Genomic DNA, 22027 nt, shown 5'->3' with positions numbered 1-22027 from the left:
CTGTGACGGTGGCGTTGCGACTCCACTGTTGCACTCGGGCAATGACGAAACGCGCTGCGACGAAACGTGCCATGGCCGCCTGCCTGCTACCACTGTTGCTGGTCGGGGCGGTTGGCTGCTCGACATCCGCCGACGGCGAGGACGTGGCTTCGGTGAACGGTTCCGCCGCGCCGAGCGTGACGCCGAGCCTCGACACGGTGGAGCAGGGCAGGAGGCACGCCCAATGCCTGCGGGAGCACGGCATCCCGGCGTCCGACCCGCAGGTCCAACCCAACGGCACCGTCCGGTTCGGCGGGGGGTTCGACAAGGGCTCGGTGGACGCGGAGGCGCTGGCCAGGGCGATACAGGCGTGCAGACGGTACGAGCCCGTCCTGAGCGGCGGCGACCGGGATCGGAAGACGGCGGGGGCGATCGAGTACGCGCGGTGCATGCGCGCCAACGGAGTGGCGGACTTCCCCGACCCGGACGCCAACGGCGAGATCCAGCTCCCGCCGGAACAGACCGACCCGGACTACGACCAGGCGGAGGCGACCTGCCGGGCCCAGGTCCGGGAGCCCAGCCCGAGTCCGGGAGCGACCCGGTGACGCCCCGATCCGCCGTGCGGCGGCAGGTTCGGGTGGCCGCCATGGTCGGCACGGTCGTGGTCGCCGGGACCGTGGCGGCTGCGGCCGCGGTCGGAATCGGCGGCGGCACGAATACACCCGACGCGCCGGATCTGCCACCGGCCACTGCGCAGGTCACCCGGCAGACGATGCTGGACAGCCAGGAGATGCCCGGGGACCTCGGCTACGGCGCCAGGACCACCCTCGTCGGCCGGATCCCGGGTGTCCTCACCAAGGTGCCGCTGGCCGGCGACGTCATCAACCGGGGCCAGCCGATCTACCGGGTGGACAACGCGCCGGTGGTGCTGATGTACGGCACCGTCGCCGCGTACCGCAGCCTCGGCCCGGGCGTCACCGGCGTCGACGTACGGCAGCTGGAGGCCAACCTGAAGGCGCTCGGGTACGGCGGATTCACGGTCGACGACACGTACTCGGCGGCCACCGCGACCGCGGTGAAGCGCTGGCAGCAGGACCTCGGCCTCGACCAGACCGGCCAGGTCGAGCTGGGTCGGTTGCTGTTCGCCCCGGGCGCGATCCGGATCGACACCGTCACGGCCGGGGTGAACCAGTCGACCGGCGACGGGCAGGAGGTGCTCCAGTACACCGGAACCGGCCGCCAGGTGACCGTCCTGCTCGAGGTCTCCCGACAACGTCTGGCCCGCAAGGGTGTCGAGGTACAGATCCGGCTGCCCGACGGGAAGCAGGTGGCCGGCCGGGTGGATCGGGTCTACTCGGTGATCGAGCAGGCGCCGTCACCGGACAGCGCACCCGAGACCAGGATCGAGGCGCCCGTCTCGCTCGCCGACCCGGCGGCCGCCGCCGGAATCGAGGCGGCCGTGGTCACCGTGACCTTCACTGCGGGTGAACGCCGGGACGTGCTCACCGTGCCCGTGGCGGCGCTGGTCGCGCTGGCCGAGGGCGGGTACGGCGTCGAGGTCGTCGAGGGATCGACGACGCGCTACGTCCGGGTGGAGACCGGCCTGTTCGCGGGCGGCCGGGTCGAGGTCACCGGAGGCGGGTTGACGGAGGGTACGACCGTGGGGCTACCGGCATGATCGAGCTGACCGATGTGAGCAAGGAGTACCCCGGGGCTGTCCGGGCACTCACCGGCGTCACCCTGACCATCGGCGCCGGCGAGCTGGTCGCGGTGGTCGGCCCGTCCGGCTCGGGCAAGTCCACGATGCTGCACCTGCTGGGCACGCTCGACCGGCCCAGCTCCGGCCGGGTGGCCGTCGACGGCCACGACGTGTCGCGGCTGTCCGACCGGCAACTGTCCGCCCTGCGCGCGAGCCGGATCGGTTTCGTGTTCCAGCAGTTCCACCTCGGCGCCGGGGTACCGGCGCTGGACAACGTGGCCGACGGTCTGCTCTACGCGGGCGTACCCATGAAGGAGCGCAGGCGGCGGGCGGAGGCGGCGTTGGCGCGGGTCGGGCTCGGGCACCGGCTCGACCATCAGCCGCACGAGCTGTCCGGCGGCGAACGGCAGCGGGTCGCGATCGCCCGCGCCGTGGTCGGTGACCCCGCGCTGCTGCTCGCCGACGAGCCGACGGGCAACCTCGACTCCGCCTCCGGGCAGGGCGTCATGGCCGTGCTACGGGAGCTGAACGCCGCCGGTACCACGGTGGTGGTCATCACCCACGACCGTGACCTCGCCGAGAGCCTCGACCGGCAGGTGCGGATGCGCGACGGCCGGGTGGTCGACGACCGCGCGAATGGGCCGCGGGCGGCGGTGACGGCCCGATGGTGAGCGCTCCACCGGCCCGGCGCCGGCTCTCGCCCGCCCGGCTGGCCCCCGGAGACGTGCTCCGGGTCGGTGCGGCGGGCATGCGCACCCGACCGACGCGGGCGCTGCTGTCCGCGCTCGGTATCGCGATCGGCATCGCCGCGATGGTCGCGGTGGTAGGCATCTCGTCTTCCTCCCGGGAGGAGTTGGACCGTCAGCTCGCCGCGCTCGGCACGAACCTGCTCACCGCCTCCCCCGGACAGACCGCGGACGGCCAGAGCGCCACCCTGCCCACCGAGGTCGAAGCAATGATCGCGCGGATCGGGCCGGTCACCGCAGTCTCGGCAACCGGTGCGATCGGCGGCGCCAAGGTGTACCGGTCGGACCGGATCCCCAAGGCGGAGACCAACGGGCTGACCGTGTTGGCCGCCCGGCTGAGCCTGCCGCAGACCGTTGGCGCGACCCTGGCCGGCGGCACCTGGCTCAACGGTGTGACCAGCCGGTACCCGGCGGCGGTGCTCGGCGCCGACGCCGCCGACCGGCTCGGCATCGGCCGGCCCAGTCCGGAGATGGAGATCCTGGCCGGCGGCGCCCGGTTCACCGTGATCGGCGTACTCGACCCCGTTACGCTCGCGCCCGAGTTGGACCCGGCCGTGCTGGTCGGCTGGGACGTCGCCGCCGACACGTTCGGCTTCGACCGGCGGGCGACGACCGTCTACACCAGGTCGCGGGAGAACCGGGTCGAGGCGGTGCGCGCCGTCCTCGCCGCCACCGCCAACCCTCAGGCACCCGGCGACGTCACCGTCTCCAAGCCCTCGGACGTCCTGGCCGCGAGGCGGGCGGCCGACGCCACCCTGAACGGGCTACTACTCGGCCTGGGCGCGGTGGCGCTGCTGGTCGGTGGTGTCGGGGTGGCGAACACAATGGTGATCTCGGTATTGGAGCGACGGGCCGAGATCGGACTACGGCGCTCGCTCGGCGCCACCCGAGGGCAGATCCGGCTACAGTTCCTCGCCGAATCGCTGCTCCTCTCCGCGCTCGGCGGTGTCGCCGGGGTGGTCCTCGGCATCGCCGTCACCGGTGGATACGCCACCCACCAGACCTGGCCAACCATCGTACCGGCCTGGGCGACCGCGGGTGCCCTCGCCGCCACCATGCTCATCGGCGGCGCGGCCGGACTCTACCCGGCGCTCCGCGCGGCCCGACTGTCCCCGACCGAGGCGCTCACGGCACCCTGACCCGACGTCAACAGCACCGGCGCCTACACCGGCAACGCCGACGCCACGATGTGCGGCACTGCTCCGCCGGTCAGTGGCGTACCGGTACCGGGGGCATCGCGACGGGAGTGTTGCCCCTGATCTTGGACACTTGAACCCTGGATCGTGATGGTCCGGGAGATCAGGAGTCCATGAGGTCGAGTAGCCGGGAGGCTGACCAATTTGATTATGAATCGTAAGTGATCATAGATTGGTCGTGTGGACCTTCTTCGATTCTCGCAGACCGCGGCGCGTCTGTCGGTGTCCGCCTCGTGACGCCTGGTGTTTGGGCTGGTTCGGGGCGGATTCCGGTGACGCGGCCGGCCGTGAGCGTTGGTTCTGCTCGATCGATGGTGGGTCGTTGAGCCGGTGAGCGGGAAGCTGCGGCTGGGCGAGGGCGAGACGGCCCGGACCGCGTGCGCCCGTGCTGTACTGCGGACCGGTGTGGACGAGGAGACCGGTGAGGTCCTGTCTCGGGCGGTGCTGGCGCGGCGGGTGGGTTGGTGTGCTGATCTGGTGGCGGGCATGGTGGCCGCGCTGATCGGCGCGCATTGGAACAGCGTGGATGTGGGGGTGCTGGCATCCGGGGTGGATGCGGGTGGGCGGAGGTTGCCGTCGAACGCGTGGATGGCGCTGCGACGCCTCGGCTGGACCGCCACCCCGCCTCGGGGTGTGAGGGTCAATGACCGGGTCGTGCGGATGGCGCAGGAGCAGGCGGGGCGTGCGCTGCGTTCGGTGAAGTGGCGTGCCGACGTGACCGTCGGGATCCTGTCGACGTGGCCGGCCGATCCGCGCAAGCGCACCCCCGCCGAGTGGGACCAGGTCCGTCAGGCGATCCCGGGCGGGCAGCATCTGCCTTCCAGCATCATCAATGCCCGCACCCGGCAGGCCACCACGTTCGCCAAGGCCAACGGTCGCCTGCCGGTGGACGTGTTCGAACTCGAAGGCGTCCCGAGAATCGGGCGGATGTTGCTGTTGGCCGCGTGTGATCGGCAGCAGGCCACCATCGAGCGCAGCGCCGACCCGGCGAAGGCGCTGCTGCGGCTGCAGCTTCCTTTACGACCGGATCCGCGGACGTATCGGGACTGGACGTGGGTCGAGTGTCCGATCACGTTGCCGTCCACGGTTCCCGCCGCGGCGGTGCTGCACCTGCCCACCCTGCGCCTCACCGACGGGACGTTGCGTGCCGACATGGCATACACGCATGCCGTGCCGAAGTCCCGGGCTACTGGTCACTCGGTGGCGCTTGGGGTGGATTGGGGTCTCAACACTCTCCTCAGCGCGGGTGCCCTGCGACTGGGAAAGGATGGGCGGATCACGGCGTTGGGGGCGGGTGGACAGTTCCGCGCCGGCGGCATCCTGGCCAAGCAGCACCGCCTGCGCCGCCACAGTGAGCGGCTACACGCCAAGGCCGACCAGTACGCGCGGCTGCTCGGCGGCCGCCCCGACGAGCAACTGAGAGCGAAACAGGAGGCGCTGGCCGGCGAGATCCGCCACGTGTCCACCCGCCGCCACAACTTGAACGACGCGCTCGCCTGGGCCGCCGCCCGCTGGACCGTCGACCAGGCGATCGCCGCCCGGGCGTCCGTCATCTACCTAGAAGACCTGCGGTCGATGGAAGCCAAGGGCATGGGGCACAGCCTGAACACGCGCCTGTCCCAGCAGGTCCGCGGAAAGATCGTCGACCGGATGCGGCACCTCGCCGCCGAGCACGGGATCGCCGTGGTCACCGTCCCCGCCCGCAACACCTCCAAACACTGCCCGCAATGTTTGACCCCGCTACAGCACCGCAAAGCCCCCGACCGGCCCACCACACCGGGATGGAAATGGGCCATCTGCCCCAACCAGTCCTGCCGTTGGCAGGGCGACCGCGACCACGGCGCCTGGCGGCGCATCGCCGCCCGCGGCCTCACCCACCAGGGCAAGACCGTCACCGACAAGACCACCGGCGCCATGGTGATCCGCACGGTCGTCGACGAGCTCGAAGCCCACGCCGTCGTCACCCCAAGCACCTCTAATGCCAGCCGGAGGGACCGGTCGAAGACCGGCCCTACCCGGCACCAGCCACCACGCCCCGCGCCCAGGCGACGCGGGGCACCCTCCCCTACCCGGCCCCACGGTCAGGCGGGCAAGCGTCCGGAGGGACACGCACCAACGGACCGGAGGCTGCCCCGCGCAGCCCACCGACACCAGGACGTGAACACGATCAGCACACCCACCACCGGCCACCGGCCACGCGGAGCAGCACTGGGCGCAGGATTCCACCTGAATGCCCACGCATCTCCACCACGGTGGGAAACGATCCCGGAAACTCAATCCGACTCAGGATCACTAAGCTGATCAGAGACGCTTTCGCCTCCCGGCTCTCACAGATCTGGGCGTAACAGTCTCCCCCCTGACCTTCGACGACCTCAACGTCGCCGCCGACCTGCTGCAGGTTACCCAGCTCTTGTCATCCTGCCTGCCAGGCGGAGCGGACCAGGGTGAGCACGTCCTCCATGGACACCGCTACCCTGCCCACCCGCGAAGCTACGGGTTATTTCTCTGCAAGCCCCTAACTGAACGGCGTTCGGTCTAGCCGCCGCCGTGGCCAGGCTCTCGACGTCTGGACGGCCACCGCCGAAACCTACGACCTGCCCGCCCGCCACGCTCTCGTCCATGGCGGCGGATGGGTCTGTCCGCTACTCAGTCAGCCCGGTCAGTGCGTTCAACCTAGTCAGCACCTCGGGGTCCAGGGTGAAGCCGGCGGCGGCGGAGGAGTCGGTGATCGTGGCCGGGCGGCGGGCGCCCGGGATCGGGATCAGGACCGGGCTCGTCGCCAGCAGCCAGGACAGGGCCACCTGCTGCGGGCTGGCACAGCCGGCCCGGCCGGCCTCGGTGAACGCCTCGGTCACCGCGTCGTCGGCCTTGCCGATCGTGCCCAGAGGTCGCCAGGCCAGGAATGCCAGGCCCAGTTCCTCGGCCCGACGCAGCACCGCAGCGTGTTGCGTCGCGCTGGGCGAGAACTCGTTCTGCACGGCCACCAGATCGGGGCCCAGCACCTCGTACGCCCGGTCGAGCTCGTCCACGCTGACGTTGGAGACACCGACGGCGGCCGCCACGCCGTCGCGTACCAGAAGTTGCAGTGCCGCCAGGGACTTCGCCAACGGAACCCCGACGTCGGGTGCGTGCAGGAAGAAGAGTGCGATGCGGCCGCCGCCGAGGCGGTCACGTGAGGCCGCGGCCGAGCGGATGAGGTTCTCGGGGCTGCCGTCGGTGAGCCAGCGCCCGTCTCCGGGCCGGATCCGGCCGGCCTTGGTCGCCACCGTGATCCGGCTCGGATCGCCCGCCCAGCACTCCAGCGCTTCGGCGATCAGGACTTCGTTGTGCCCGACCTCGTCCGCACCGATGTGGTATGCGGACGCGGAGTCGATCAGGGTGATGCCGGCGTCCAGGGCGGCGTGGATGGTCGCCACGGCCTGGTCCCGGTCGGGCCGGCCCTCGATGGACAGCAGCATGCCGCCGAGGCCGACCGGGAACACCTCCACGCTCCCGCATCGTCGGGTGGCGCCGGTGAGGGGTGCTGAATACCGCATGAACCTGCCTGTCTGGTCGTGGTGGGTCTAGGGGGTGTCTCGTGGATCTACTGACGGGCTGCGGCGGGCCCGAACGGCGCCCGGCGGCGTTGTCGGCTCGCCCGGATACAACACCGGTATCCGGGCAAACCTCCGCCTTGCCGGATCACCGCCCGGACTCCGCCTCGCTCCACCGAGATCCACAAGACACCCCCTAGCGCCGGACCACCGGCCGCCCCCTGGCGAGCACGGCGGCGATCTCGGTGTCCGGCTCCGCCAGCAGCTCGACGTGGGCTGCCGGGTCGTGCCGGGTCAGGACGATGTCGGCGCGGGCGCCCTCGGCGAGCACGCCGAACTGGCCGTCCGCCCGGAGCAGCGCGGCGCCGGTGGTGGTGGCGCTGCGCAGCACCGCCCACCCGGGCTGCACGCGGGCGCGCAGGGCGAACTCGGTGGACTGGTGGTGGCGCATCTGGCCGAGCAGGTCGGTGCCGAAGGCGATCTGCGCGCCCGCCCGATAGGCGTGGCCGAGCGCAGCCAGGCCCCGGTCGCTGACCGCGGCCACCTTCGCCACGCTCGCCGGCGGAAGTCCGAAGGCCGGTCCTTCCCGGGCGAGCACGGTGTAGGTGACGAGGGTGGGAACGTAGTACGCACCGTGCTCGGCGATCAGCGCGGCCTCGGCCGGCCCGATGAGGTTGCCGTGCTCGATGGTGCGTACGCCCAGCCGAATTGCCCGGGCCACCGCCTCCGGGGTGTAGGCGTGCCCGGCGCAGTACACCCCGGCCCGGTTCGCCTCGTCGACCGCGGCCCGGATCTCCTCGTCCGAGTACTGCAGTCCGTCGATCCGGTCGGTGGGGCTGGAGATACCGCCGGAGAGCATCAGCTTGATGAACGAGACTCCCGAGCGGACCAGCTCGCGGACGACTGTCCGGAGCGTGTCGACGCCGTCCGCGATGCGGCCGATGCCCGGCACGGCCGGATGGTCGTCGACGTGGTACCGCCCGCGCGGGCGCAGGTCGGCGTGGCCGCCGGTCTGCGACAGCGCCCGTCCGCAGACGAAGAGGCGGGGGCCGGTCACGACCCCCTCGTCGAGGGCGTCGACGAGGCCGGTGTCGGCGCCGCCGGCGTCGCGTACCGTGGTGAAGCCCCGCTCCAGCATGGCGCGCAGTTCACGCAGCGCGTGCGCGGTGACGTAGCTGGGCGCCATGCCGGTGTCGGCCCACTCGTCGGCGGTAACCGAGGTGACGTGCACATGGCAGTCGATGAGACCGGGAATCGCGTAGCAGCCGGCACCGTCCAGATCGTCCGGCGCGAGCGGTTCGAGGGTGTCCGCGGTGATGGCGGCGATCCGGTCCCCGTTCAGGACGATGCGCCGGTCGTGATGGACCTGCTCGGTGGCGGGATCGACCACGGCGACGTGCCGGATGTCCATGGTCAGGACGCGAAAAGTTGGTCGACCGTGGTCGTGGTGTCGGCGTTGCCCACCATGAAGCCGTAGTCGCCGGGCGAGCAGCGGGTGTAGCCCTCCCGGCTGAGCACCAGGATGTTGGACTCGTAGGGTGCGACGAGCTGTTCGAGCACCTGGAAGGTATACGGGTCGATCACCTCGCCGAGTACCGTGCCGCCCTTGACCACCTCGCCGAGGCGGTCGGGGGAGAAGTGGGAGATCATCGCGCCACCCCTGGTCGGTCGCAACGTGACCAGCTCGGTCATCACGATCTGCTGCTCGGCGATGGTCTCCGGTTCGCCGTCCAGCATGTCGATGGCCTTGAGCATGTTGCGGCCCTGCCGCACCGCCTTGGCCAGGAACGCGTCGGTGAGCTGCCCGCCGCCGCCGAGTTCGCAGACCGTCGAAGCGATGTTGTTCTTGATGGCCCAGGCGTTGGAGGTGCCCTCGTACGGGGCGTGGTGGTAGAGCAGGGCGGCACCGAAGCTGGTGGCCATCTCCTTGCCGTCGTCCATGATGTAGCCGTACTCGACCGTCGAATACAGGCCGCTGGAGTGGAAGTCGACGAAGTAGTCGGCCCTCAGCATGATCTCGGCGAGGACTGCGGCGAGCTGCTCGGTGACCGAGCCGTTGCGGTCGCCAGGGAAGATCCGGTTGAGGTTGAGTCCGTCCTGCGGGGTGAACCGCGACATGGCGTCGTACGCGTAGGGGTTGGCGACCGGGACCGCGACGATGGTGCCCTTCAGCTCGGCCGGGCTGATCGAGGAGACCAGGCGACGGACCTCTTCCGGGCCCATCGCCTCGTCGCCGTGCACGCCGCCGAACGCGACCAGGGTCGGGCCGGGCCGGGCACCGGTGATGCGGTGCACGGTCAGTTCGAGGTCGTGGCCGTTGCCCATCCTTGTGACCGGGACGGTTTCGATGGTGTGGTCGCTCATGGGTCTCCTCCGAGAGTTGTGTGCTGGGAGTCAGCGCAGGTTGCGGATGGCGGCCGCCTCCCGACACAGTGCCGCCACCGATTCCTCGGCCAGCTCGTAGGTGAAGCGAGCGGCAGGCCCACTGATGGACAGTCCGGCGACGGCCTCGCCGTCCGGGCCGATGACCGCGGCGGCGCGACACCGCAGGCCGATGTCGTAGGTCTCCTCGTCCACCGCGTAGCCGACCCGGCGGGCTTCTTCGAGCTCTGGCTGCATCGCCTCCAGCACGGCCTCGGGGTCCTCGAGCGCGGCGCCGGCGAGCAGGCCCAGCTGCCGGGCGCGGGGCAGGTGCGACAGGACCGCCTTGCCGAGCGCGGACCGTTCCGGCGGGATGCGTTCGCCGATCCGGCTGACCGCGCGCAGCGGCTGCTCCGAGTCGGTGCGGGCGATGATGTACATGTTGTTGCCGACGATCCGGCCCGCCGTGGTGGACTCGCCGGTGAGGCCGGCCAGCAACCGGGCCGCCTGCTGGAATCGGTCGTTGCTGTAGAGGTGCTCGCTGACCGCGACGGCCATGGCGACCAACCGGCGGCCGGGAACGAAGCGCTGTCCGTCCGTCTCGTCCAGGAAGCCCCACTCGATGAGCTGGGCGGTCAGCCGTGACACCGTGGACAGCGGGGCGCCCGCCACCGCGGCCAGCTCGGTGAGCGTCAGCGGCGCACCCTCGGCGACCACCGAGGTCTCCAGCAGGTTGAGGATGCGGCCCATGTAGCTGGGCGACTTGGTGTCTGCCACGTAGCTCTCCTGTCGTCCGTTCACCATCCGGCCGCTCGTCCCGGGCGTCGCGGGTCGGCATGTCCGTGGCGTGTTCCGTCGGCGTCGACCTCGATCGCGTGCACCGCGCCGAAGTGCCAGTAGTACGGGGTCGTCACCCGTACGTCGGCACCGTATCGATCGGCGAGTTCCGTTAGGACGGACGGGGCGATCCGCGCCTCGACCGTGAACGGCTGATCCACCTGGGCGCCCTGGAACCTGGGCTGGTCGATCGCCTCGGCCAGCGGCAGGCCGTATCCGAGGTGGTTGGCCAGCACGATCGCGACCGCGCGGGCGGACAGGCCGGGAGAGCCGAGCACCAGCCGTGGCACGCCGTCCCGGGCCACCATGGTCGGCGGGAACGGCGACAACACCCGCCGGCCCGGCCCGTTGCCGGTGCCCGGGAAGCCGTTTCCGCTGTTGACGTGGATGCCGTCGACGACCAGGCCGGTGCCGAAGGTGGTGCCGTACACGGTATGGGTCAGCGACGCCATGTTGCCGGCCGCGTCGACGGCCACGACGTGGTCGGTGTTGCCGGCGTGCAGCTCGGCCGCGCTTGGCGTCGCCACCGCGCCGGGTGCCGCCAACTCCCGGCGGCTGGAGCCCCGGATCAGCGCGGCGAGCCCGGCGGTGAAGCCGTCGGCGAGCAGGTCACCGACGGGTACGTGGTAGGACAGCGGGTCGCGGACGAAGCGCTCGGTGAAGAACTCGCCGAACGCCACTGCCCGGCGCAGCACCTCGAGCGCTTCTGCCTCCCGGGTGTAGTGACCCAGCGCCGGCAGGTCGAAGTGCTCCAGGACGCGCAGCACCAGCGAGATCAGCACGCCCGCGGCGGACGGCGGCGGCGCTGCGACGACCTCCTCGCCGCGGAACGGGGTGCGCAGCGGCTCGAGCACCCGGGCGGTGTAGCCGGCTAGGTCGTGTTCGGTGACCGTGCCGCCGGTGGCCCGGACCGCCTCGACGAACCGCCGCGCCCAGGTGCCACGGTAGACGTGCTCGGGTCCGTCGGCCGCGATCCGGCGCATCGTCTCGGCGAGGGCGGGCCGCACCATCCGCTCGCCCACCGGCGGCACGCGACCACCGGGCAGGAACTCGGCTCGCCCCGACGGGTGCGTCGACAGTCGGCCGGCCGCGCCGAACGTCTCGCCGTAGAGGAAGGAGTACATCGGGAATCCGTGTTCGGCTGCGTGGATCGCCGGGGCGAAGTAGTCGGCCCAGCCGAGGCTCCCGTGCCGGCGCATCGCCTCGTACATCCCGGCCGGGGTGCCCGGCACACCGACCCGGCGGCCGTCGCCGGGGTCGAGCGCGTCGTCGACCCGTACGTAGTGGTCCCAGGTGGCGGCGACCGGCGGGGCGTCGGTGGTGTGGTCGAGTTCGCCGTCGACGTACTCGTACCGCCGCCGGGTGGCGTCGTAGTAGAGGACCGACATCCCGCCGGCGAGGGTGGTCATCTGCGGCTCCAGGACACCCTGTAGGGGTACGGCGGTGAGCACCGCGTCCATCGCGTTGCCGCCGCGCCGCAGCACCTCGGCCATGGCGTCGGCGACCGTCGGATGCATGGCCGACACCATCGCCTCCCGGCCGTGCGCGACCGGTTTCGCGCCCTGTTCGAGCGCGGCCGCGACCGGTTTCGGGCCCTGTTCGAGCGCGGCCGCGGTCATGCCGCGACGCCCATCGCCGCGTCGACGATGCCGACCGGCGGCGAGCCGAACGACATCAGCTCACGGTGGAACCGCGGCAACGAGAAGGCGTCTCCCCAAGCGGCCTCGGCCTGCTCGCGCAACCGGCGCATCAGGACCTTGCCCCAGGTGTAGCGGATGCAGGTGGGCTCCCAGACCGCGCGCATCGCCTCGGAGCGGGCGGCCGGGCCGGCCAGGAACGCCCGCTCCTCGAAGAGCGCGACCGCGTCGTCGAGGGCGAGGGCACCGGTGTGGATGCCGAGAACGGCCTGCACCCGTACGATCCGGATCATCGCCTCCTGGGCCATGCCGAACTGGTAGCGCGCGTCATGATCCTGGTAGCCCTGCTCCCACATCATCTCCTCGGCGTAGTGCGCCCAACCCTCGAAGAACAGTTCGGACCAGAGCGTGCGGCGCACCGGGCTGGTCATCCGGCCCATCATCAGCGCGTGGCTGCAGTGCCCGGGACCGATCTCGTGCACCGCCATGACCGCCATCGCGGACCGGTTGAAGCGGTCCAGCCAGGACTCGCGGTCGGATCGCGACCAGTGTTCCCGTGGGCCGGTGACGTGGAACAGCGCGTGGCCCTCGGTTTCCCAGGGTGCCACCCAGCTGACCCGGCCGGATGCCCAGGCGCGGGCCGGCGGCGACGGCTCGACGACGCAGGTGTCGTCAACGATCGGCACCAGGTCGTGCTCGTGGACGAAGCGGGCGGCCACCGCCACCTGGGCCCCGGTGTCGGCGACGATCTGGGCGAAGTCGCCATGGTCGGCGCGGATCCGGGCGTTCACCCGCCCGATGTCCCCGCCGGAGGCGGGGTCCAGCCGGTCGGCGGCGTCGGCCAGGATGTCGCGCATCCGCGAGTACTCGGCGACGGCCACGGCCGCGAGTTCGTCCAGGTCGACCGCGACACGGTCCTCGCAGCCGAGCAGTGCGGTGAGGTCGGCGCGGCCCAGGGCGGGCGCGGGGTCACCGTCGCGGGTGGCCTTCTCCAGGTGGGCGGCGAACCGGTCGAGCGCGGCGAGCGCCTGCTCACCGGCCTCGCCGTCGGAGGGCCGGACACCGGCGGCCAGGCCGCGTGCGGCCGGCAGGAACATGGCCGCGACCGGGGCGGACACCTCGTCGAGGGCCTCGATCGCGTTGTCCACGGCGTCCGGCCAGCCGGCGAGGTGCCGGGCACGGGCGCGTTGCCGAGCCAGCTCGCCGGTGTACGGCCGGTCGTACGGCGACAGGTCGAGCGCCTCGACGTGCACCCACGGATCCCACCGGTGCTGGCGCAGCCGGCCGAACCGGGCCCGCATGGCGTTCTCGGTTGCGGCCAACTGGGCCTCGTCGTGCGGGTCGGGCAGTTCCGGTCCACCCAGGGCGGCCAGCGAGGCGGTCACCCCGGCCGGCGACAGGTCGACGATCCTGCCGTCGTACTCGTCGTGCAGCCCCGAGTACTCGCGCAGGTAGGCGGCATCCATGTCGCAGACGTGCCGCAGCCGCGGGAACAGGTCGGCCATCGATGTCACTCCCCTCAGAGAACCAGGCGGCGGCCGCGCTGGGTGAGCCGCAGGATCACCGCCACCACTGCGACGACCACCAGCGAGAGCAGGGTCATCAGGGTGGACAGGGCGGCCGGCGTCGGATCCTGGTAGTTGTTGAGGTAGCCGAACATCCAGACCGGCAGCGTCTGCTGCTCGCTGCTGAGCAGAAAGATCGACAGGTCGATCTCGTTGAAGCTGACCAGGAAGGCGAACACGCCGCTGACCAGCATGGCGGGCGCGATCTGTGGCAGCGTGGAGCGCAGGAACGCGGTCAGCGGGCGGGCGCCGAGGTCGATCGCGGCGTAGTCGAGGGTGCGGTCGGCGCGTTCCAGCGCTGCGGACAGCAGCACGATGACGAACGGCACGGACGCTACCGTGTGGGCGAGCACGACGGCCCACCGGCCGGTGGGCAGCCCGGCGCGGGCGAGCAGCATGAAGACCGCGAAACCAAAGGCGATCTTGGGTACGACCACGGGTGAGAAGAGCGCCGACTGGATCGCCCCGCTGCCCCGGAACCGGTAGCGCACCAGGGCAACGGCGCCGGCCGAGCCGAGCAGTACGGCGAGTACGGCCACCAGCGCGCCGATCCACAGGCTGCCGGTGAACGCCGACGCCACCCCGTCCTGCTGCCACAGATTGGTGTACCAGCGAACGGAGAACCCGGGCGGGGGCCACACCCCGTAGGAGACCGAGGAGAACGAGCTGATCACCACGATCGCGGCCGGCAGCAACTGGAAGAGGTAGACCAGGGCCATCCAGACGCCGAGGCCGCGGATGCCGCGCGGCGGGGACGGGCTGACCGTGACGCCACCTTGGTCGGCCTCGGCGAACCGGCGCTGCACCAGCACGAAGATGCCGGAGGAGAGCAGCGCCAGCACGAGCAGGATCAGCGCGCAGACCGAGGCGGACGGGAAGTCGGTGGTGCCGACCAGCGAATAGATCGTGGTGGAAAGCATCGCCACCCGGCCGCCGCCGAGCAGGCTCGGCGCGGTGAAGCTGGAGATGGTCAGTGCGAACGTGAGCTGGCAGCCGGCGATCAGGCCGGGCGCGCTCAGCGGCAGCGTGATGACCCGGAAGGTGCGCCACCGGGACGCGCCGAAGTCGTCAGCCGCCTCGGCGAGCGTGCCGTCGATCTGGCGCAGGCTGCTGACGATCGGCAGGACCATCAGCGGCAGCAGCGTGTGCACCAGGGCGATGACCACGGCGCTCTTCTCGTAGAGCAGATTGAGCGGGCCGATCCCGATCAGGTCGAGCGCGGAGTTGACGAAGCCCTGCTGGCCGAGCAGCAGCTGCCAGGCGTAGACGCTGGCGATACCGGAGAAGACCAGCGAGGAGAAGACGACGGCGTAACCGGCGTTGCGCCACCCGGCGCGCTTGGTGTGGTGCAACGCCAGGGCTGTCAGGTAGCCGACGACCGCGGTGATGGCGGTGACCAGTAGACCGATCAGGACGGTCTGCCAGATCACGGACCAGTAGTACGAGTCGCCGAGCACCTTGCTCCAGGATGCGAGCGTGTTCGCGATGTTCGCGCCACCAGGCTGGTACTCCTGGAACGAGTACTCGACAAGGGACTCCACCGCGAACACGAAGACCGCGATCAGCAGCACCAGACTCGGGGCGAGCAGCAGCAACGCGGTACGCCGCTCCCCGCCACCACCGCCAGACGGCGCCGGCAGCTTGCGCCGGCCAGCCCGCCCGGCCGGCGGCTCGGCCGAGGCGGCGCGCTCCAACGTGGCGGACGCGGTGCCGCCGCTCGTACGGTCGTCCGTCATCGCACGGCTTCCTTCCGATCGCGGGTCGGTCTCAGATCTTGGCGACGACGTTCTTGTTCCAGGTGTCGGTCCAGGCGGCCATGCTCTTGCCGACGGTGTCCCAGTCGACCTCGATGAACTTCTGGTCCGGGCCGGCCGCGACCGCCGGGATGGCCTTGAGCTTGTCGGTCAGCTGCGAGGTGCTCAGCGAGGGGATCTGGATGGAGGTGTCGATCCAACGCTGGTTCCACTTCGGCGCCATCATCTCGTTGACCATGTCGAGGCAGACCTCGACCTGGTCTTCCGACGACCCGGAGTTGATGTTGACGCCGACCGGGTCGAAGAAGACGCCCTCGGCCGGCGCCTTGAAGGCCAGCGGGGCACCCTGCATCCGCCATGCGTTGGAGGTGCCCAGGTAGTGTGAGGTGAGCGGCGCCTCGCTGGTGGACAGCACGTTGAGGAACTGCGGGTTCGCGGTGACGATCGTCCGGATGTTGGTGGCGTTCTTGGCCCAGATGTCGAATCCCGGCGCCATGTCGGTCCAGCTGCCACCGTTGAGCTTGGCGGCCATGCCGATCACCCACCACGGGGTGGTGAAGAAGCAGAGCCGGCCCTTCTGCGCGGGTGCCCACAGGTCGGCCCAGGAGCCGAGACCCTCCGGATAGGTCTTGCTGTTGTAGACCAGGCCCATCTGGTCGGCGCCGAACACCACGCCGCAGTGGTCCTTCTCGACGAACTGATCACGCATGTACTGGGTGTTGGGGATCCTGCCGTAGTCCAGCTTCAGGTACATGCCGGTGGCCTTGCCGGTGGCCGTCGCGCCGCCGTTGGAGAACACCAGATTGTTCAGCGGCTTCTTGGGGTCGGCGGAGTAGGCGGCGGTCTGCTTGGCCAAGTTCAGCGTGTCGTCGATCTTGATCTCGACGTTCGGGTGCTTCTCCTGGTATTCCTTGGCGAACTCGCGCGGCATCACACCAAGGTCCGCCCCAGCGAACGGCGTCATGGTGATGACCAGCTTGTTGCCGCCGCTGCCGGACGAGCCGGGCTGCTTGGTCGAGGCACAGCCGGCGGCCAGCAGGCCGGCCGCGGCCACGCCGCCGGCCAGTATCGAGCGCCGGGAGAATGTCGTACCCGTCATTGGTCTCTCCTTTGGGATTGGCGCCCTATTTGCCGGAGCCGAGCATGACCGCCGCATCGGCCTGCCAGCCGATCTCGACCCGGTCCCCCGGTGCGATGCCGCCCGCCTCCTTGGCGGGCAGCTGCACGACGAGTTCCGGTCCGGCGTCGACCACGGCGACGTGGAAGCGAACGCTCGCCCCCTGGAAGGTCAGGTCGGTCACCCGGGCGCTGAAGTGGTTGTCGAAGGGGGAGGTGAGCTGGTGGCGCATGGCGATGGCCTCCGGCCGTAGGGACATCGCCGTACCCGGCCCGGCAGTCCGGCAGGTGAACCCGCCGGAGCGCAGCGTCGAGTCGCTGACCTCGCCGCGGACGATGTTCGTGTCACCCAGGAAGGTCGCCGCGAATTCGGTGGCGGGCCGGTTGTAAAGCTCGTCCGGGCGTCCGACCTGCTCCAGGCGTCCGCCGCTCATCAGGGCGATCCGGTCGGAGATGGTGAAGGCTTCGGTCTGGTCGTGGGTCACGAAGACGAACGTTGTGCCCGACTCGTGCTGGATCTTCTTCAACGCGCGCTGCATCTGCACCCGCAGGCGCAGGTCGAGGGCGCCCAGGGGCTCGTCGAGCAGCAGCACGGTCGGTTGGTTGGCCAGGGCTCGGGCGATCGCCACCCGCTGCTGCTGGCCGCCGGAGAGTTGCGCCGGCTTACGGTCGGCGTATCCGGCCAGTTCGACGAGGTCGAGCATGTCGCTGACGACGGTCCGGACCTCGGCACGCGACATCCTGCGGATCTTCGGGCCGAACGCGATGTTCTCGGCCACCGTCAGGTGTGGAAAGAGGGCGAGCTTCTGAAAGATCAGGTTCGTCGGCCGCTGGTTCGGTGGCACCCGGGTCATGTCCTTGCCGGCGATCGCCACCGTCCCGGTGGTCGGGCGTTCGAGGCCGGCCAGCATGCGCAGGGTCGTGGACTTGCCGCACCCCGACGGCCCGAGCAGGGAGAAGAACTCACCGCGGCGGATGCCGAGGGTCAGCCCGGTCACGGCGGTCTCGCCGTTGGGGTAGGTCTTGCTCACGTCGGTCAGCAGCGCGTCGAGAGCGGTCGGATCGCCGACAACCATCGTGCCGTCACCAGACTTCCACTGATCGGTATCTGACTTCCATTGGATGGGAGCGACCGTAGACGTCGAAGATGAGCCAGGTCAACGGCCGATTTCGCGTCGACCCACCGGCAACTGCTGCGCCGAGCTACCTTCGAAACACCGAGCAAGGCGCTGTGACCTGCACTAATACAGCCTCTACCGGCTGCGGAACCTGACCACCGACCGCGCGTAAAACCTGCGTTACGCAGCTACCGGAACCGGCACGACCAGGTCAAAGGCACCCAGCGCCCGACGTGATGACATTCGCAGATGGGGCCGCCAAGGCACGAGCGGCGCTGCCGACTTGATCAAGTATTGCGGGATGGCGGACGGCATATCTGCCTACGCCGTACTCCCGACGAGGCAGGGTGTCCGACCCGCAGGTTCGCCGAGCAGGTCCCCGAGTTGCCCTCGCGTACGCACGCCGAAGTCCGTAGGCGGCGAAGCGGCGGTCCGGATAGCCTTGCAGCATCGCGAACAGGTTGGCGAGGATCTTTCGGTCGAAGCCGGCGTCGGCTTGCTCGGCGAGTTCAAGTAGTTGTTCGCGGCCGCCGGGCACCGCGTGCGTGGTGCGGCGACGCAGTGCGTCTGGACGGCAAGACCGTGCGCGGCGCCCTCGACGACGACGGTGACCAGTTGCACCTGTTGTCCGCCCTCGCCGGACCACCGCGCTCGGGTGCGGCGAGTGTGGTCGCCGACCCGCGATGAGCCGGGAGAAGCTGGCCGAGAAGGGCCGGGAAGTCCGCCGGAGACGATGGCCAGGCCGTTACATCCGTCCGGGTCGGCCGCCCCCGATACGAGCCGACCCGGATCGCCGGACAGTGATCGTCAGCAGTGCCCGATTTCCTGCATCCACACCCTGGGACTGCCCGAGTCGAGGTACCAGTCGTTGACGTACCGAGGCAAACTCGACGCGTTGTAGATCTGGATCCAGTACCGGTAGTTCGGTTGTCCGCTGCCCCGTCGCCGGTGGTCCAGCAGTCCATCTCCACGATGTCGCCGTTGTACAGCCGACTGACGACCGGCGCGCCGTACCGAGGCTCGGTGCGTACGCCGAGGTATGAGCCGGGGTCGATGCCGATGACCCGAGCGCATCGGGACGATCCGGTCTGCCCCGGGACACCGAGGCTGGAGCAGAGGGGCGCAGCCTGTGCGGGGCTGGCGACCAGGGCCACGCCGGCGGCGATCGCGGCGGCGAGCAGCGCCGCGCAAGGCCGACGGCGACCGTCGCGGTGGTGACCAGGCAGGCAGCCAGGTCTGGCAAACCGTTCCGGCTGGACGACTGTTTTCCGAATTCACGAAGTCGTCCCACGGGTCGAGCGGGGCGACCTTCCAAGCGACGTCCATCCACAAGCGGCGACCTTCCCTCCGGCGTCGTGGTCTGACGGGTCCGGAGGGGTCTCGTTGGGCTCGTTTGTGGATGGTGGGTCGAACCGGTAGAGGTCGATCACGAAACGGCGGCCACTGGCAATCGCGGCCATTCGGATGCCCAGCGCCCCAGGGTTATGGCGTAGTCGGATCATTGCTGGTCAAGACGTGGAGGAGGTCGCCGGAACGGCGGTCGGTCCAGGTGGAGCGGCCCACCGGACGTACGCCCTGGACCGGCCGGGCGTGGTCTGGTTGATCTTGGTGTGTCACTGGTGAGCCGTCGCCGGAGCGCCGGGGGTCCAGGGCGAGTAGTCCTGGCCGCCGGAGGCCGGATCCGGGTCGCAGGCCGGGGGCCCTACCCGCCGGAGGCACCGCCCTTGCGGATCGTCGCGGTACCCGCTACACGGCCGGTTCCGCCTCGGACTCCGCGGTTCGCTCAGCGGCCGCTCGGGTGGCCGGCACCCATCGGCCACGCAGCGGTCGTCGCGCGGAGTGTCTCGTCGGCGACGTTCGACGCCCATTGGTGTGGTACGACTGCGTCAAGACCGGTGTGAAGTCGACAGAGCGGGGCGAACCAATGAGGAGTAGGGCAGCCACGCTGCTGCGCGGACCTCAGGATCCGGGCCGGGCCACGTTCCTGGAACTGTTCTTCGACCTGGTGTTCGTCTTCGCGCTCTTCCGGCTCTCGCAAGGGTTGCTGGAGCGTCTGACCTGGAGCGGCGCCTTCCAGACGGTGGTGGTGCTGCTCGCATTGTTTTGGGTGTGGGGCAACACCGCGGGGGTAGCCAACAGGTTCGACCCGGCCCAGCCGGCGATACAGGCGCTGGTCATCGGCTGCATGTTCGGCAGCTTTCTGCTCGCAGTGGTGGCGCCTGAGGCGTTCGGTCCGCGCGGTCTGGTCTTCGCCGGCGCGTACGTCGCCGTCCAGGTCGGTCGCAGCTTCTTCCTCGTGCTCGTCACACGGGGCGTCGAGCGGCAGCGCTTCGAGCTGCGGACGCTGTTCTGGTTCGTGGTATCGGCGCCGCTGTGGCTCGCCGGCGCGCTCGCGCACGGTTGGGCCCGTGGGGTGCTGTGGGCGGTCGCGGTGGCCGTGGACTCCGCGGCGCCCAGACTCGGCCTTCCAACGCCGGGGCTGCCCAGCGCGAGACCGGCGGAGTTTTCATTCTTGAGCGAGTTCGTGGCCGAGCGGCGGCCTCGTGGCCGACCGCACGGCGGCGGTCGTGGTGGCGTTCGTGACCACGGTGCTGTTGTGGCGCATCTACATCTACCGGGCCGGTGAGGTGTTGGGCGCGGCCGTCGCCGCGGCCCCGGATCCGCTCCGCGTTGTCAACTCCGTGTTGTACGCCCACGCGGTGATGGTCGCCGGTGTTGTCGCGATTTCGGTCGGCGACGAGCTGGTCATCAGGCATCCGTCCGGGCACACCCGGCCGGCGTGGATCGCCGTCGTCCTCGGCGGGCCCGCACTGTTCCTCGCCGGCCGGGCCATTCTCGAGTACGCGGTGTTCGCCCGGGTGTCCCGAGACCGTGTGATCGGAGTGCTCGTACTCGCTGTCATTTCGCCGGCGATGATCCTCGTGCCGCCACTCATCGCCGTCGTCGCCGCCGCCGTCGTCCTCGCCGGGGTAGCGGTCGTTGACGCGGCCCGTGCCCGGCGGCGACTCTCCGCTGAGCCGCCCTCCCCTCCAGGCGGACCATCGTGAGCTGAGGCGGGGTCACAACGCGCGCAAGCTGTCCGGCGTCGCCGCGTTAGTGGACGCCGGGCTTCATGCTGCCCAGGGTCCGTGCGGGCTGGCCGGGGTCGGTGCCGAGAGTGAAGCGGCAAGGCGCCGCGGCCCGGACGAGAGCGCACAGCGGCGGCTTGCGATGCTAAGAGGGCATCTTGATCGGGTTGGATCTAGTACACGCTGATTAGCGTCTTGCTGGGAGCGGGTGCGGCGGGTCACGATGATCGACGTATGACGACCCCTCGCCGTCCGTATCGCACTGATCTGTCCGATGCCCGGTGGGTGCTGATCGAACCCACTACGACCGCGTGGCGGGCCGCCCAGGGCGGCCTGGGCATCCGCCAACCCGTGCACGACCTGCGGGAAATCGTCAACGCGATCCTGTACGTCAACCGCACCGGCATCGCCTGGGAGTACCTGCCCCACGACTTCCCTCCGTACAAGACGGTCCACTCCTACTTCACCCGCTGGACTGCCGACGGCACCACAGAGACCATCCACAACCTGTTGCGCGGCAAGGTCCGGCGGGCAGCCGGCCGCGACCCGGAGCCCACTGCGGCGATCATCGACTCGCAGAGCGTCAAGACCAGCAGCAACGTGCCCGAAGCCAGTCAGGGTATCGACGCCGGCAAGAAGATCAAGGGCCGCAAACGGCACCTGGCCACCGATGTCCTCGGTCTGCTGCTGGTCGTGATCGTCACCGCGGCCAGTGTCTCGGACACCGCCGGCGGCCGTGACGTCGTCGACCGTCTCGCCGCCACCCACCGTCAGGTCGTCACGGCGTGGGTCGACGCCGGCTACCGCAACACGGTCATCGAACGCGGCGCCGCCCACGGCATCGACGTGCAGGTGGTGTCAAAAACACCAGGACGGAAGGGATTCCAGCCGTTACCCAAGCGGTGGGCGATCGAACGCACCAACGGCTAAGTCATGCTCCACCGACGACTCGTCCGTGACTACGAAACGTCACCAGAGCACTCACGGGCCCACATCCACTGGGCCATGATCGACAACATGAGCCGGCGTCTCACCTATGAGACGACACTCTCCTGGCGCGACGATCAACCCGAAACAGACACACCCACAGCTACCTGATCAAGACACCCTCTTAGTAGTGCTTTGTTAGGTCCGGCGTGTCGGTGGGTGCTCGCTCAACCCCACCGAAGGCGTCTGGCGCTGGATGAACGCGGCCTGACCAACACCGCCGCCCGCGGTATCGACCACCTCGCTGAACTGGTCAAACGTCGACTACGCGCTTGTCAGCAACAGAACGATCTCCTCGCCGGCTTCTTCACCAGCACCGGCATGACCCTCGAACTCGAACCACCGAGATAGCTCGCACCTTGGCCCTTCACCGGCCCGCAGGCTGGTCGACGGTCGCCCGGTTCGATAGGTTAGGTCTACTATGGACGGAC

The 22027-nt window shown here is 70.1% G+C and carries 18 protein-coding genes and 1 pseudogene; 10 read left to right on the top strand and 9 right to left on the bottom strand.

Annotated elements, in window-relative coordinates; genetic code table 11:
• Positions 1 to 41 precede the first annotated feature (41 nt).
• From ACFYML_RS31205 to ACFYML_RS31185, 5 genes are all read left to right on the top strand, one after another.
• Positions 42 to 584 carry a hypothetical protein gene (locus ACFYML_RS31205; RefSeq protein WP_387424034.1) on the top strand — a complete coding sequence of 181 codons (543 nt, stop codon included), beginning with the start codon at positions 42 to 44 and terminating at the stop codon, positions 582 to 584.
• Positions 581 to 1657: a peptidoglycan-binding protein gene (locus tag ACFYML_RS31200; protein ID WP_387424033.1), complete on the top strand. Its 1077-nt coding sequence runs from the start codon at positions 581 to 583 to the stop codon at positions 1655 to 1657. Before ACFYML_RS31205 ends, ACFYML_RS31200 begins: the two co-directional genes overlap by 4 nt.
• On the top strand, positions 1654 to 2349 hold the full coding sequence (locus tag ACFYML_RS31195) for an ABC transporter ATP-binding protein (protein WP_387424032.1): 696 nt from the start codon (positions 1654 to 1656) through the stop codon (positions 2347 to 2349). The genes ACFYML_RS31200 and ACFYML_RS31195 overlap by 4 nt, the downstream gene beginning before the upstream one ends.
• Positions 2343 to 3563 carry an ABC transporter permease gene (locus ACFYML_RS31190; RefSeq protein WP_387424031.1) on the top strand — a complete coding sequence of 407 codons (1221 nt, stop codon included), beginning with the start codon at positions 2343 to 2345 and terminating at the stop codon, positions 3561 to 3563. Before ACFYML_RS31195 ends, ACFYML_RS31190 begins: the two co-directional genes overlap by 7 nt.
• 387 nt (positions 3564 to 3950) lie before the next feature.
• A complete protein-coding gene (locus ACFYML_RS31185; protein WP_387424030.1) occupies positions 3951 to 5921 on the top strand; it encodes a zinc ribbon domain-containing protein in 1971 nt (656 codons plus the stop codon).
• A gap of 341 nt (positions 5922 to 6262) precedes the next feature.
• Here the strand turns inward: ACFYML_RS31185 and ACFYML_RS31180 are convergent, their stop codons facing one another.
• From ACFYML_RS31180 to ACFYML_RS31140, 9 genes are all read right to left on the bottom strand, one after another.
• The gene (locus ACFYML_RS31180; RefSeq protein WP_387424029.1) at positions 6263 to 7108 is read right to left on the bottom strand and encodes an aldo/keto reductase; all 846 of its coding nucleotides are present in this window, start codon (positions 7106 to 7108) and stop codon (positions 6263 to 6265) included.
• Between the two features lie 241 nt (positions 7109 to 7349).
• Positions 7350 to 8564, bottom strand: coding sequence for an amidohydrolase family protein (locus ACFYML_RS31175; RefSeq protein WP_387424027.1), 1215 nt, complete (start codon positions 8562 to 8564; stop codon positions 7350 to 7352).
• A gap of 2 nt (positions 8565 to 8566) precedes the next feature.
• A complete protein-coding gene (locus ACFYML_RS31170; protein ID WP_387424026.1) occupies positions 8567 to 9517 on the bottom strand; it encodes a succinylglutamate desuccinylase/aspartoacylase family protein in 951 nt (316 codons plus the stop codon).
• A 30-nt stretch (positions 9518 to 9547) separates the two neighbouring features.
• Positions 9548 to 10291, bottom strand: coding sequence for an IclR family transcriptional regulator (locus tag ACFYML_RS31165; RefSeq protein WP_387424024.1), 744 nt, complete (start codon positions 10289 to 10291; stop codon positions 9548 to 9550).
• A 20-nt stretch (positions 10292 to 10311) separates the two neighbouring features.
• A complete protein-coding gene (locus ACFYML_RS31160; RefSeq protein WP_387424023.1) occupies positions 10312 to 11970 on the bottom strand; it encodes a gamma-glutamyltransferase family protein in 1659 nt (552 codons plus the stop codon).
• A complete protein-coding gene (locus tag ACFYML_RS31155; protein WP_387424022.1) occupies positions 11967 to 13493 on the bottom strand; it encodes a DUF885 family protein in 1527 nt (508 codons plus the stop codon). Before ACFYML_RS31155 ends, ACFYML_RS31160 begins: the two co-directional genes overlap by 4 nt.
• A 14-nt stretch (positions 13494 to 13507) precedes the next feature.
• A complete protein-coding gene (locus ACFYML_RS31150; RefSeq protein WP_387424021.1) occupies positions 13508 to 15289 on the bottom strand; it encodes an ABC transporter permease in 1782 nt (593 codons plus the stop codon).
• A 31-nt stretch (positions 15290 to 15320) separates the two neighbouring features.
• Entirely contained in the window at positions 15321 to 16406 is a 1086-nt protein-coding gene (locus ACFYML_RS31145) for a PotD/PotF family extracellular solute-binding protein (protein WP_387424020.1), read from the bottom strand.
• A gap of 25 nt (positions 16407 to 16431) precedes the next feature.
• The gene (locus ACFYML_RS31140; protein ID WP_387424019.1) at positions 16432 to 17499 is read right to left on the bottom strand and encodes an ABC transporter ATP-binding protein; all 1068 of its coding nucleotides are present in this window, start codon (positions 17497 to 17499) and stop codon (positions 16432 to 16434) included.
• A gap of 603 nt (positions 17500 to 18102) precedes the next feature.
• Between ACFYML_RS31140 and ACFYML_RS31135 the strand changes: the two genes are divergently transcribed.
• The 5 genes and pseudogenes from ACFYML_RS31135 (at position 18103) to ACFYML_RS31115 (ending at position 21947) form a co-directional block, all read left to right on the top strand.
• Complete coding sequence (locus tag ACFYML_RS31135) at positions 18103 to 18228, top strand: hypothetical protein (RefSeq protein ID WP_387424018.1); 126 nt, start codon at positions 18103 to 18105, stop codon at positions 18226 to 18228.
• Positions 18229 to 19411: 1183 nt separating this feature from the next.
• Positions 19412 to 20167, top strand: coding sequence for a low temperature requirement protein A (locus ACFYML_RS31130; RefSeq protein ID WP_387424017.1), 756 nt, complete (start codon positions 19412 to 19414; stop codon positions 20165 to 20167).
• Entirely contained in the window at positions 20121 to 20588 is a 468-nt protein-coding gene (locus ACFYML_RS31125; protein WP_387424016.1) for a low temperature requirement protein A, read from the top strand. The genes ACFYML_RS31130 and ACFYML_RS31125 overlap by 47 nt, the downstream gene beginning before the upstream one ends.
• 255 nt (positions 20589 to 20843) lie before the next feature.
• Positions 20844 to 21707, top strand: a pseudogene (locus ACFYML_RS31120) (IS5 family transposase).
• 48 nt (positions 21708 to 21755) lie between these two features.
• Positions 21756 to 21947, top strand: coding sequence for a hypothetical protein (locus ACFYML_RS31115; protein ID WP_387424015.1), 192 nt, complete (start codon positions 21756 to 21758; stop codon positions 21945 to 21947).
• The last annotated feature ends 80 nt before the right edge of the window (positions 21948 to 22027 follow it).

This window comes from Micromonospora sp. NPDC007230 (assembly GCF_042869115.1).
In the GTDB taxonomy this organism is placed as follows: Bacteria; Actinomycetota; Actinomycetes; order Mycobacteriales; family Micromonosporaceae; genus Micromonospora.
The sequence above is the reverse complement of the archived record's forward strand: the minus strand, read 5'-3'. Positions and strand labels throughout refer to the sequence as shown.